This is a genomic window from Pseudomonas sp. FeN3W (assembly GCA_030263805.2).
Classification (GTDB): Bacteria; Pseudomonadota; Gammaproteobacteria; order Pseudomonadales; family Pseudomonadaceae; genus Stutzerimonas; species Stutzerimonas stutzeri_G.
Genome location: CP136010.1, coordinates 2,879,507 through 2,891,934, shown reverse-complemented (window position 1 = coordinate 2,891,934; position 12,428 = coordinate 2,879,507). Strand labels below are relative to the sequence as shown.

At 66.5% G+C, this 12,428-nt stretch carries 12 protein-coding genes; 3 read left to right on the top strand and 9 right to left on the bottom strand.

Translation table 11 applies throughout. The features are described from left to right. Positions 1-40 precede the first annotated feature (40 nt). From P5704_013690 to P5704_013675, 4 genes are all read right to left on the bottom strand, one after another. Entirely contained in the window at positions 41-307 is a 267-nt protein-coding gene (locus P5704_013690) for a hypothetical protein (protein WOF77117.1), read from the bottom strand. A 107-nt stretch (positions 308-414) separates the two neighbouring features. Then, on the bottom strand, positions 415-1,956 hold the full coding sequence (locus P5704_013685) for a SulP family inorganic anion transporter (GenBank protein WOF77116.1): 1,542 nt from the start codon (positions 1,954-1,956) through the stop codon (positions 415-417). A 74-nt stretch (positions 1,957-2,030) separates the two neighbouring features. Continuing rightward, positions 2,031-2,765, bottom strand: coding sequence for a carbonic anhydrase (locus P5704_013680; GenBank protein ID WOF77115.1), 735 nt, complete (start codon positions 2,763-2,765; stop codon positions 2,031-2,033). A gap of 198 nt (positions 2,766-2,963) precedes the next feature. Next, positions 2,964-4,028, bottom strand: coding sequence for a PA0069 family radical SAM protein (locus P5704_013675; GenBank protein WOF77114.1), 1,065 nt, complete (start codon positions 4,026-4,028; stop codon positions 2,964-2,966). 303 nt (positions 4,029-4,331) lie between these two features. Here P5704_013675 and P5704_013670 point away from each other — a divergent pair, with 303 nt between their 5' ends. After that, complete coding sequence (locus tag P5704_013670; GenBank protein WOF77113.1) at positions 4,332-5,402, top strand: acyltransferase; 1,071 nt, start codon at positions 4,332-4,334, stop codon at positions 5,400-5,402. Between the two features lie 497 nt (positions 5,403-5,899). Here P5704_013670 and P5704_013665 read toward each other — a convergent pair whose 3' ends face one another. From P5704_013665 to prlC, 3 genes are read right to left on the bottom strand one after another with little or no spacing between them, the layout of a single operon-like run. Next, entirely contained in the window at positions 5,900-6,676 is a 777-nt protein-coding gene (locus tag P5704_013665; protein WOF77112.1) for a DUF1835 domain-containing protein, read from the bottom strand. A gap of 5 nt (positions 6,677-6,681) precedes the next feature. After that, the gene (locus P5704_013660; GenBank protein WOF77111.1) at positions 6,682-6,960 is read right to left on the bottom strand and encodes a YheV family putative zinc ribbon protein; all 279 of its coding nucleotides are present in this window, start codon (positions 6,958-6,960) and stop codon (positions 6,682-6,684) included. Next, complete coding sequence (prlC, locus tag P5704_013655; protein WOF77110.1) at positions 6,957-9,008, bottom strand: oligopeptidase A; 2,052 nt, start codon at positions 9,006-9,008, stop codon at positions 6,957-6,959. Before prlC ends, P5704_013660 begins: the two co-directional genes overlap by 4 nt. A 225-nt stretch (positions 9,009-9,233) precedes the next feature. Here prlC and P5704_013650 point away from each other — a divergent pair, with 225 nt between their 5' ends. Continuing rightward, the gene (locus tag P5704_013650; GenBank protein WOF77109.1) at positions 9,234-9,770 is read left to right on the top strand and encodes a gamma carbonic anhydrase family protein; all 537 of its coding nucleotides are present in this window, start codon (positions 9,234-9,236) and stop codon (positions 9,768-9,770) included. 6 nt (positions 9,771-9,776) lie between these two features. Here P5704_013650 and P5704_013645 read toward each other — a convergent pair whose 3' ends face one another. Further along, on the bottom strand, positions 9,777-10,202 hold the full coding sequence (locus tag P5704_013645) for a VOC family protein (GenBank protein WOF77108.1): 426 nt from the start codon (positions 10,200-10,202) through the stop codon (positions 9,777-9,779). 96 nt (positions 10,203-10,298) lie between these two features. On the opposite strand from P5704_013645, the gene P5704_013640 reads away from it, so the two are divergent. Beyond that, on the top strand, positions 10,299-11,282 hold the full coding sequence (locus tag P5704_013640) for a zinc-dependent alcohol dehydrogenase family protein (protein ID WOF77107.1): 984 nt from the start codon (positions 10,299-10,301) through the stop codon (positions 11,280-11,282). Between the two features lie 349 nt (positions 11,283-11,631). Here P5704_013640 and P5704_013635 read toward each other — a convergent pair whose 3' ends face one another. Next, positions 11,632-12,405: a MetQ/NlpA family ABC transporter substrate-binding protein gene (locus P5704_013635; GenBank protein WOF77106.1), complete on the bottom strand. Its 774-nt coding sequence runs from the start codon at positions 12,403-12,405 to the stop codon at positions 11,632-11,634. Between the last annotated feature and the right edge of the window lie 23 nt (positions 12,406-12,428).

Here is a 12,428-nt window from a genome sequence, read left to right as displayed (position 1 = left end):
CTACGATTCGGAGTATAGACAGCGATCCCACTCTGGCAATTTAAGCGCGGGGCGCGTCTGGCTCGGGCTGTGTGGGGGCATCGTTCTTCTTCACGCCGCGCAGGTTCATCAGCGCCAGGCAGACCTGCAGGGTGATCAGCGCCCAGGCCTCGGCGTGCCAGCCCCAGATCACCCAGAGCAGGTTGCTCAGCAGAAAACAGCAGAAGCCGACGAAGCGCCGGCCGGGCTGCAGCGAGCCGATCAGCCAGGCGGCGGTCACCGTGACCAGCATGGCCGGCCATTGCAGCAGATCGATATAGACGTCCAATTCAATCCTCCAGAAGGGCCGGCAGCGCATGGGCTTATCCGATGCGCTGCCGGCGTGTGCACGTTGTGCATAGTCGTGTCTGAAAGATGAGGGGGTGGTCGCCCTGATTAGTTCCCGTCGGCCGCTGCGGCAAGATGCACGGCCTGTCGGCGGCGACCTTCCACCCGCCGTGTCAGTGCCCGCGGTTCGATGATCAGCCGTGCGCCGCTGCCCTGATTCGCGCGCTGCCATTCTTCCAGCAGCTCCATGCAGGCATGGTCGATGTACTGCAGGTGCGTCATTGGCACATGCACGCAGGCATTCTTCGGTATGCCCTCCAGCGCACGGGCCAGTCGCGGCACCTTCAGAAAGGTCGCTGCGCCCTGCATGCGCAGTTCGACCCGGCGGCCTTCCTGCACCACAGTGACCTTCAGCTGCGAAGCCTGCCAGGCCAGTTGCCCCAGGGTCAGCGCGAAGCCCAGCAGCACGCCGGTCAGCAGGTCGGTGGCGACGATGGTCAGCGCCGTGACGAGATGGATCAGCATGGCCATGCGCCCGTAGCGGCCGAGCTGGCGCAGCGCGTTCAGGTCGATCAGCTTGAGCCCGGTGTAGACCAGCACACCGGCCAGGCTGGCGATTGGAATCTGCTCCAGCAGCGCGGCCAGCAGCACCACCGCGGCCAGCAGCCAGAGTGCGTGCAGCATGGCCGACAGCCGCGTGCGCGCACCGGCCTGCACGTTGGCCGAGCTGCGCACGATCACGCCGGTCATCGGCAGCGCGCCGAGCAGGCCGCAGAGCATGTTGCCGATGCCCTGAGCGCTGAGCTCGCGGTCGAAATCGGCGCGCGGACCCTGGTGCATGCGGTCGACCGCTGCCGCCGACAGCAGGGTTTCGGCGCTGGCGATAAAGGCCACGGCCAGCGCCGCGACCAGCAGACCGGGGTCGGCGAAGGCCAGCAGATCGGCCGGTTGCAGCCAGCTGATGGCATCGGCGAGATTGTCCGGCACCTCGACACGGCGCACGTCGAGCCCCAGCCACAGGCCCGCCAGGGTTGCCGCCACGACACCCAGCAGCGCGCCGGGCAGCAGGCGCAGGCGCTGCGGCTTGAGCCGATCCCATGCCCACATGCAGGCGATGGTCAGCAGGCCGAGAGACGCGGCGATCAGTCCGTTACCGCCGCCGGAAAACGGCAGCGCGGCCCATAATGCGGCGGGAAAGGCGCCGAGATTGTCCAGTCCGGAGGCTTCCGGCTGGCCGTCCAGCATCACGTGCAACTGCGACAGCACGATGAGGATGCCGATGCCGGCCAGCATGCCGTAGACCACCGCCGGCGCGGTGACGCGGAACCAGCAACCCAGTTTCAGCCGTCCGGCCAGCAGCTGCAGTGCGCCGGCCAGCAGCAGGATCGGCCCGAGCATGGCAGCGCCATACTGCTGCACCAGTTCGAACACCAGCACCGTGAGTCCGGCGGCTGGGCCGCTGACCTGTAACGGCGCACCGGCCAGCCAACCGACCACCAGCCCGCCGACGATGCCGGTAATCACGCCCTTGGCGGGCGGCATGCCCGAGGCGATGGCGATGCCCATGCACAACGGCAGGGCCACCAGAAAAACCACCACGGAGGCCATCAGGTCACGCGGCAGCGTTGCTTTGAGCGTTTCTGCATTCATTCGAAAATCCTCGACACGCGGCGACGCCTCTGGACGCCGCCTGAAGCGACAGCCAATGCCTTGCGGCCGGCGGTTCAGGCTTGCAGGTAGCGCGCTGCGGGCGTTGCCACCGGCAGCGGGCCGTCGCCGTCCAGCGGCGCGAAGCGGCCGCTGCTGGCGTCGTAGGCGAGGATTTCGCTGGTTTCGATGCAGTAGACCCAGCCATGGATCGACAGCTGACCGCCGGCGAGGCGGGCGGCGACCGAAGGATGGGTGCGCAGGTGGTCGAGCTGCGCCACCACGTTCTCCTCGGTAAGCACGCCCAAGGCCTCGCCGGCCGTGCAGCTGCAGTTCTGCTCGACCAGGCTGCGCGCCACTTCGCAATGCCGCAGCCAGGCCTTCACCGTCGGCATCCGCTGCAAGCCGGCGGGATCGAGCACGGCCTTCATCGCACCGCAATCGGAATGCCCGCAGACGATGATGTGCTGCACGTCTAGCGCCATCACCGCGTACTCGATGGCGCTGGAGACGCCGCCGTTCATCTGGCCATAGGGCGGCACCACATTGCCGACGTTACGGGTAACGAACAGGTCGCCGGGCGAACTCTGGGTGATCAGCTCGGGAACGATGCGTGAGTCGGCGCAGGTGATGAACATCGCGCGCGGCTGCTGGGCCCTGGCCAGGCGGGCGAACAGCGCCTGCTGTTCGGGGTAGACCTCGGTGCGAAAGCGGCGAAAGCCATCGACCAGATGGGCGAAGGATTCGTCGGCGCTTTCGCCACGTGTGGATGGTTCGTTGCGCTCGGCGCGAGCGGTGAAGATTTCACGCATGGGTCAGGTCTCCTGATGCAGGGGCAAGGCGTGCCAGCACTCAATCAGGCCGTTTGTGCGCCTGGTGACTGGCTGGTCAAATTTGCCCCGAGGCTAGTCGGCGAGACTTAACTGAAGCTGAACGAGCCGCTCTAGGACGAGCCTTTGCGGCAGATTGACAGCCACCGTAATGATGGCGCTGGCGGCGCTTGCGAGACCTCAGAGCAACGACATCTGCGAACCCGGCACGGCGAAACGGCTGCAATCCAGGCCGAAGTTCTGATCCCGTCGGTTGAGGCCCAGGCGCTTGCACGCCAGCTGAAAGCGCTGGGCCAGCAGCTGGGCGAATTGACCTTCACCGCGCATGCGGCTGCCGAAGCGGCTGTCGTAGTCCTTGCCGCCGCGGGACTGGCGGATCAGGCTCATGACATGGGCGGCGCGCTGCGGGAAATGCTCCTGCAGCCATTCATCGAACAGCGTCGCCACTTCATGAGGCAGGCGCAGCAGCACATAGCCAGCCGATCGCGCGCCGGCCTCGCGGGCGGCTTCGAGCAGGCGCTCCAGCTCCATGTCGTTGATCATCGGAATCATCGGTGCGCACATCACGCTGACCGGCACGCCAGCCTCATGCAGGGTGCGCAACACCCGCAGCCGCGCCGCCGGCGAGGCCGTGCGCGGTTCCATGATGCGCTTGAGCTCGTCGTCCAGCGTGGTCAGGCTGACTGCGACGCTGACCAGCCGCTGCTCGGCGAGCGGCACCAGCAGATCGAGGTCGCGTAGCACCAGCGAGCCCTTGGTGATCAAGTGCACCGGGTGTTTGAAGCGCAGCAGGATCTCCAGCGCCTGGCGGGTCAGGCGCTGCTCGCGCTCCAGCGGCTGGTAGGCATCGGTGTTGATGCCCAGGGCGATCGGCTGCGGCACGTAGCCGGGCTTGCTCAGCTCGGCCTCCAGGCGCTCGGCGAGGTTGGTCTTGGCGATCAGCCGCGTCTCGAAATCGATGCCGGGCGAGAGGTCCCAGTAGGCATGGCTGGGCCGTGCGAAGCAGTAGATGCAGCCATGCTCGCAGCCACGATAGGGATTGACCGAGCGATCGAAACCCACGTCGGGCGACTGGTTGCGGGTCAGTACGCTCTTGGCCGTCTCCAGGCGCACTTCGGTGGCGCGGGTCGGCGGCACCTCCTGCTCCCAGCCGTCGTCGTACGCCTCGCTGCGTGTCGGGGCGAAACGGTTGTCCGGGTTGATCGCGGTGCCGCGACCGCGTGGTGTGGCACGGTGGAAGCTCATGGGTCATCGATCCTGTTACTGTTCATGCATACAGTAATTGCCTCAGTGACAGCATGCCAGCGCCGCTGATCGGCGCTGCCTGCTACCACCTGTCGGCTGGCTCGGGAACATTTGCCCCGCGTGCGGGACAAAGGGGCTGACCGGGTAACGCTTGCACGCGCGAGCGACGCCTGTCGTGGAGCCGGCCGGCAAACAACAAGGACGATCGGAGCGCGACGCGCAACCGATCCGGCAGTACCGGCATGCACCGCTTGCGTGCGCTCCATCCTTCACGTCACTGCCGCTACTCGTCAGGAGCAGACCATGCATCCCACCGGCTCTTTCCACACCCGGGAGAACAATTTCGACTTCCTGCGCTTCTTCGCTGCGGCGCTGGTGCTGTTCGCCCACAGCTATCCGTTGGTTGGCCGTCGCGGTGATGAACCCCTGACGTTGCTGACCGGCTACGAAAAGGGCGGCTCGATCGCCGTCGGCATCTTCTTCGTCATGAGCGGCTATCTGATCACCTCGTCCTGGCTGGCCAGCAGCAGTCCGAAGAGCTTTCTGATCAAGCGGGCGCTGCGCATCTTCCCGGCACTGATCGTCGCGGTATTGCTTTCGGCCTTCGTCATCGGGCCGTTGGTCACGCAATTCGACCTCGCGCGCTATCTGGCCGCGGATGGCACCTGGACCTATCTGCAGAACATCCTGCTGGTGACGCGCTACGAACTGCCCGGGGTGTTCACCGGCAACACCTACCCCGACGTGGTCAACGGCTCGCTGTGGACGCTGCCGCTGGAAGTGCTGATGTACATCGGCGTGATGATTCTCGGGCTGACCGGTTTCCTCAAGCGGCGGCTGATCTTCCTGCCGATTGCGGTGCTTGCGGTCGGGCATTTCTGGCTGCTGGGCAAGCTGGGGATCGAGTCCTACTTCATCAAGAACATCTTCAAGCTGGGCCTGCTCTATTACAGCGGCGCGGCGCTGTTCCTCTATCGCGACGACATCCCCTGGCGTGGCTGGATCGCGGCGCTGTTGTTTGCCGCGCTGGTGGCGACCTTCCGTACCGACATCGGTCCGCTGGTGTACTTCATCGCGCTGCCGTATCTGGTGCTCTACCTGGCCTATGCGCCGTTGCCGCTGATTTCGCGCTTCGGCAAGTACGGCGATTTCTCCTACGGCCTGTACATCTACGCCTTCCCGTTCCAGCAGCTGACCGTCTACCTGTTCGGCCCGCAGATCGGCGTGCTCGGCCTGACGCTGATCGCCTTCGTGCCGACGCTGATCCTCGCCGCGCTGTCCTGGCATTTGATCGAAGCGCCAGCGATGAAGCTCAAGCGTCTGTTCGCCTCGCCACCGCAGCCGGGACGGGCGACGCCCAAGGTGGAAGGCTGAAAGGGCCGCATCGCACGGATAGGCAGGTGCCCCGCGCACCGCGGGCTTTTGGGGCGGCGCGATCTCAGCTGGTGCGCGGAGCGCACCCGGGATCGTCGTGGGCAAGGCAGCCTGTAGGTTGGGTTGAGCGCAGCGAAGCCCAACGAGCGGAGCGTCATGCCGGAATGGGGTATGCGGCGTACCGAGTGTTGGGCTTCGGCGCTGCGCGCCTCAACCCAACCTACGCGCTGAAAGGCCGCATCGCACGGATAGGCAGGTGCCCCGCGCACCGCGGGCTTTTTGGGGCGGCGCGATACTAGCTGGTGCGCGGAGCGCACCCGGGATCGTCTGTGGGCAAGGCAGCCTGTAGGTTGGGTTGAGCGCAGCGAAGCCCAACGAGCGGAGCGTCATGCCGGAATGGGGTATGCGGCGTACCGAGTGTTGGGCTTCGGCGCTGCGCGTCTCAACCCAACCTACGCGCTGGCCCCGTTGGGTGCATCCCGGACCTTCTGGCACCTTCAACCGAGGCGGCGGACCTGCAGGTCCCGGTAGCCGGCCGCCGAATCGCCGCGCAATTCCAGCTGCCCGGCCGCAGCCAGTTCACGGGCGCGCCAGTAGAGGAAGAAATCGGTGGCAAAGAAGCCGTCGCAATGGCCCATGACCTCGGCCATCGCACGCGCCAGCGGAGCGAACTGGTTGGGGCTGGCAGCGACCAGCGCCGCGTCGATCAGCCGATAGTCTTCGCCCCGAAACGCCCCCTCGCACCAGCGGCGAATGTCATGCGAGCTGGCGCGCTGCTCGTGCCAGACCGCGGCCAGTTCAGTCTGGCGAGATGCCGGAACCGCCTGGGGACGGTAGAGCGCCGCCAGTGCTTCGGGCGAATGCATGGACACCGCCTTGCGCTGGCCGGCGCGGCTGTCTCCGGTACCGCAAGAGACTTCATGCAGTCCACAGCTTGAGCCCTGCAATGCCGCGGCGACGCGCGCCAGCAGCAGCTGTTCGGATGCGCTGTCGCCGTGCCAAACCGTTACGGCTGCAGCCTGTTTGGCTAGGTTGGCTAGCCAGCGTGCATCAGCCGCCAGCTCATCGGCGAACGCCGGGCGCGGCGCCACCTCAGCGGGCCAGACCTGCTCCCAGAATGCGGCGCGAGCAGCACAAGGCGCGCTGTCCACGCCGCTCAACGGCCCGACGGCCAGGTCGTCGCGCAATACCCGCACCTGTGCCTCAGGCTCGTGCCTGGCCAGCAGCGCACGCACGCTGTCGCCGGCCAGGTCGCCGCAGGTCAGGTGCAGCACAGCGGCTACTCGGGCTTCTTCAATTTCGGGTTGGGGAAAAACTGCACCGACTGCACCTGCGGGTTGGCCGGCTTGGGCTGCACCTTGTTCACCCGCGTGCCGAGCTCGGTCGGTACCGACTGGCCCTGCGCATTGAGGGTGTCGGCGTAGCCGCAATCGATGCATTCGCGATGCGGCACACCGTCGACGTCCCACATCTTGATGCAGTCCGTGCCGCCGCACGCCGGGCACACGGCCCCGGCGATGAAGCGCTTGGGGGTGACACGGGTTACTTCGTCGTTCATGCCGCAGCCTCCGCTACCAGCCCGAGGTGGCGCAGCAGGGCGTCGATGGACGGCTCGCGGCCTCGGAAATCGACGAACAGTACCATCGGCTCCTGGGAGCCGCCACGGGCCAGGATCGCCTCGCGGAAGGCGCGCCCGGTCTCGGCGTTGAACACCCCTTCTTCCTCGAAGCGCGAGAAGGCGTCGGACGACAACACCTCGGCCCACTTGTAGCTGTAGTAGCCGGCCGCGTAACCGCCGGAGAAGATGTGCGCGAAGCTATTGGGGAAGCGGTTGTACGCTGGTGGGCGCATCACCGAGACCTCGTCGCGGATATGTTCGAGCACCTCGAGCACACTGCGGCCGTCGCCGTGGGTGGCGTGCAGTTCGAAGTCGAACAGGGAGAACTCCAGCTGGCGCGCCATCATCATGCCGGACTGGAAGTTCTTCGCCGCCAGCATCATGTCCAGCTTGTCCTGCGGCAGGGCTTCGCCGGTCTGGTAGTGGCCGGAAATGTGCGCCAGGCCTTCGGGGTCCCAGCACCAGTTCTCCATGAACTGGCTCGGCAGCTCCACCGCATCCCAGGCCACGCCGTTGATGCCCGACGCGCCAGCGTGCTCGACCTGGGTCAAGAGGTGGTGCAGGCCATGGCCGAATTCGTGGAACAGCGTGGTGACCTCGTCATGGGTCAAGAGCGCCGGGCGCTCGCCCACCGGCGGGGTGAAGTTGCAGACCAGGTTGGCCACCGGCGTCTGCAGCGTGCCGTCAGCGGTGCGGCGCTTGTCGCGGGCGCCGTCCATCCAGGCGCCGCCACGCTTGTTCGGTCGCGCGTAGAGGTCGAAGAAGAAGCGCCCGACGTGCTGGCCGTGCTCGCGGATTTCGAACAGGCGCACGTCCGGATGCCAGCCATCGAAGCCTTCCAGCTCGTGGATCTCGATGCCGTACAGGCGCTGGACGATGCTGAACAGCCCGGACAGCACCTTGTCGATGGGGAAATAGGCGCGCAGTTCTTCCTGGTTCAGGCTGTAGCGCTGCTGGCGCAGCTTCTCGGCGTAGTAGCCGAGGTCCCAGCTCTGCAGGTCGTCCAGACCCTGCTCGGCGGCGAAGGCGCGCAGTTCGGCCAGGTCGCGCTCGGCGAACGGCTTGCTGCGCAGCGCCAGGTCACGCAGGAAATTCAGCACCTGCTCGGTGGATTCGGCCATCTTGGTTGCCAGCGACAGCTCGGCGAAGTTGCCGTAGCCGAGCAGCCCGGCCAGCTCATGGCGCAGTTCGAGGATCTCGGCCATTACCGGACCGTTGTCGAACTGCCCGGCGTTCGGGCCCTGGTCCGAGGCGCGGGTGCAGTAGGCGGTGTAGACCTCCTCGCGCAGGGCGCGGTTGTCGGCGTAGGTCATCACCGCGTAGTAGCTGGGGAATTCCAGGCTGATCAGCCAGCCGTCGAGGCCCTTGGCCTTGGCTGCCTCGGCCATCTGCGCCTTGGCCGAATCGGTGATGCCGGCCAGCAGGCTTTCGTCGGTGATGTGCCGGGTCCAGGCCTGAGTGGCGTCCAGCAGCTGGTTGGAGAACTTGCTGCCGAGCTCGGCAAGCTTCATCTGGATGGCGCCGAAGCGCTGCTGCTCGACCGGCGGCAGGTCGATGCCGGACAAGCGGAAATCGCGCAGCGAATGCTCGAGGATGGTCTGCTGCGCCACCTCGAAACCGGCAGCCGCGGGGCTCGCGGCCAGCGCCTGGTAGGCCTCGAACAGCGCGCGGTTCTGCCCGAGTTCGGTGTAGTAGGCCGACAGCTTGGGCAGGCAGGCCTCGTAGGCCGTGCGCAATTCCGGGCTGTTGCACACGGAGTTGAGGTGGCCGACTGGGCCCCAGGCGCGGGCGAGGCGCTCGTTCAGCTCGTCCAGTCCGACCACCAGGGTCTGCCAGTCCAGGCTCTCGGCCGGGCGGCTGAGCAGCTCCTGGATCGCCACGCGGTTGTCGCCGAGGATGGTGTCGACGGCTGGTTCGACGTGCTCCGGGCGAATCTCGGAGTAGGGTGGCAGGTCGAATTCTTGCAGCAGGGGATTGTTCGCGCTCACGGGGACACCTTGTGACGAAGAGGATTGCAGGCCGCTCGCTGGAGCGAGGCCGGACGTGGCAGGCAGATGTCCTAGATGGACGCGCTGTCGTGCTTTTTCAACGCCGGTCGGCCGGTTGTTACTCTGACCACGGCGGGCGGCATGCTGCTCAGCCCGGGTCCGCAGCGGCAATGCCGCCCATCTTAATTACAATCGACCCTTCCCGCAGCCAAAGAGGTTTCTATCGTGGCGATACGCAGCTACCACAACAGCACTCCACAACTGGGCGAGCGCGTGTTCGTCGACGACTCCGCCGTGGTCATCGGCGATGTCGAGATCGGCGCCGACAGCTCGGTGTGGCCGTTGACGGTGATCCGCGGCGACATGCACCGCATCCGCATCGGTGCGCGCTCGAGCATCCAGGACGGCAGCGTGCTGCACATCACCCATGCCGGGCCGTACAACCCGGACGGCTTTCCGCTGACCATCGGCGACGAGGTCACGGTCGGGCACAAGGTCACCCTGCACGGTTGCACCCTGGGCAACCGCATCCTGGTCGGCATGGGCTCGATCGTGATGGACGGCGTGGTGGTCGAGGACGAGGTGATCATCGGCGCCGGCAGCCTGGTGCCGCCGGGCAAGACGCTCGAGTCGGGCTACCTCTACGTCGGCAGCCCGGTGAAGCAGGCGCGGCCGCTGACCGACAAGGAGCGCAGCTTCTTCAGCTATACCGCCGGCAACTACGTCAAGCTCAAGGACCAGCACCTCGCCGAGCGCGGCTGAGCCCGCTCACTTGGCGAACAGCTGGCCGATGTCCTTGAACGCCTTGAACTCCAGGGCGTTGCCGCAGGGATCGAGCAGGAACATGGTGGCCTGCTCGCCGACCTGGCCTTGGAAGCGCACGTAGGGCTCGATGACGAAGCGCGTGCCACGTGCCTTCAGCCGCTCGGCCAGCGCTTCCCATTGTTCCCAGCCGAGCACCACGCCGAAGTGCGGCACCGGCACGTCGTGGCCATCCACCGGGTTGCTGTGCGCCGCCTCCTGATGCGGCATCTTCGGCGCTTCGTGGATCACCAGCTGGTGGCCGAAGAAATCGAAATCCACCCAGTGCTCGCTGCTGCGGCCCTCGGCGCAGCCGAACGCCTCGCCGTAGAAGGCGCGGGCGGCGGCCAGATCGTGGACGGGAATGGCGAGATGGAAGGGCGAAAGCGTCATAGGTGGAACTCCTGAGCATGGGACGCTTCGAGTCTAGAGCCTTTTTCTGCCGATCGGCCTACCCTCAGCAGAACGGAGACGAAAGGAGAGACGTCGATGCGCGCCATGTTGCTGGAACAGATTGGCCAACCGTTGCAGCTGCGCGAGCTGCCCGAGCCGCAACCGGGGCCCGGTGAGCTGCGGGTCAAGGTACTGGCCTGCGGCGTCTGCCGCACCGACTTGCACGTGGTGGATGGCGAGTTGCCGGAGGCGCCGCTGCCGATCATTCCCGGCCACGAAATCGTCGGCCGCGTCGATGCGCTGGGCGAAGGCGTCAGTGGCTTCGAGCTGGGCCAGCGGGTCGGCATCCCCTGGCTCGGGCATACCTGCGGCACCTGCAGCTATTGCCAGCACGCCGAGGAAAACCTCTGCGACGCGCCGCAGTTCACCGGTTACACGCGGCCCGGCGGCTATGCCGAGTACGTGGTGGCCGATGCGCGTTTCGCCTTCGATCTGGGTGAGGAGGGCGACGCCGTGGCACTGGCACCGCTGCTCTGCGCCGGGCTGATCGGCTGGCGCTCGCTGGTCAAGGCCGGGGATGGCAAGCGTCTCGGCCTGTATGGCTTCGGCGCCGCAGCGCATATCGTCATGCAGGTCGCGCGCTGGCAGGGTCGTGATGTCTATGCCTTCAGTCGTCCCGGTGACCTGGCGGCGCAGGACTTCGCCCGTTCGCTGGGGGCGCTCTGGGCTGGTGATTCGGGCGAGTCATCGCCAGTGCCGCTGGACGCGGCGATCATCTACGCACCGGCCGGCGAGCTGGTGCCGGCGGCACTGCGTGCCGTGCGCAAGGGCGGTCGGGTGGTCTGCGCCGGCATCCATATGAGCGACATCCCGAGTTTTCCCTACGACATCCTCTGGCACGAGCGCGAGCTGGTCTCGGTAGCCAACCTGACCCGTCAGGACGGCCTGGACTTCTTCCCGGTCGCGGCGCAGGTCGGCATCCATACCGAAACCCATGCCTACCCGCTGGAGCAGGCCAACCAGGCGCTGGACGATCTGCGCCACGGGCGTTTCCAGGGCGCGGCGGTGCTGGCGCCCTGAAAAATCGAAACCGCATGCGGCGGGTTTTCGAGTAGATCGTAGGTGGGGCCGCGTAGGTTGGGTGGGGGCGCCTAGCCTGAGCGCAGCGAAGCCCAACGGGCCGGTGCGTCAGGCGACGCCTCGGTGCGAGTTGGGCTTCGGCGCTGCGCGCCTCAACCGCAACCTACGGTCCCCCCACAGGGCTGTGCATGTGGGCGGAGTGTGGTGGTCGGTCGTAGGTTGGGTGGGGGCGCCTAGCCTGAGCGCAGCGAAGCCCAACGGGCCGGTGCGTCAGGCGACGCCTCGGTGCGGGTTGGGCCTCGGTGCTGCGCCCCCCGCCCCAACCTACGGCCTGGCCTATCGCGGTGGATCAGAACGCCGGCACCACGGCGCCCTGGTATTTCTCTTCGATGAACTGGCGCACGGCTTCGCTGTGCAGCGCGGCGGCCAGCTTCTGCATGGACTCGCTGTCCTTGTTGTCCGGACGGGCGACCAGGATGTTCACGTAGGGCGAGTCGCTGCCTTCGATCACCAGGGCATCCTGGGTCGGGTTCAGCTTGGCTTCCAGCGCGTAGTTGGTGTTGATCAGCGCCAGGTCGACCTGGGTCAGCACGCGCGGCAGGGTCGCGGCTTCCAGTTCGCGAATCTTGATGTTCTTCGGGTTCTCGGCGATGTCCTTCGGCGTGGCGGTGATGCCGGCGCCGTCCTTCAGCGTGATCACGCCGGCCTTGGCCAGCAGCAGCAGGGCGCGGCCGCCGTTGGTGGCGTCGTTGGGGATGACCACGGTGGCGCCGTTGGGCAGCTCGTCCAGCGACTTGACCTTGCTCGAGTAGGCACCGAAGGGCTCGATGTGCACACCGGCAACGCTGACCAGCTCGGTGCCCTTGCCCTTGTTGAACTCATCCAGATACGGCTGGTGCTGGAAGAAATTGGCGTCCAGGCGCTTCTCGGCAACCTGGATGTTCGGCTGCACGTAGTCGGTGAACACCTTCACGTTCAGCTCGACGCCCTGCTCGGCCAGTTGCGGCTTGACGAACTCCAGCAGCTCGGCGTGCGGCACGGCGGTGGCGGCGACGGTCAGGGTTTCGGCAGCCTGTGCGGAAAACGCCGCGACGGTGGCCAGGGCGGCAATCAGTTTCTTCATCATTCGGTTCCTTCGTAGGTTGA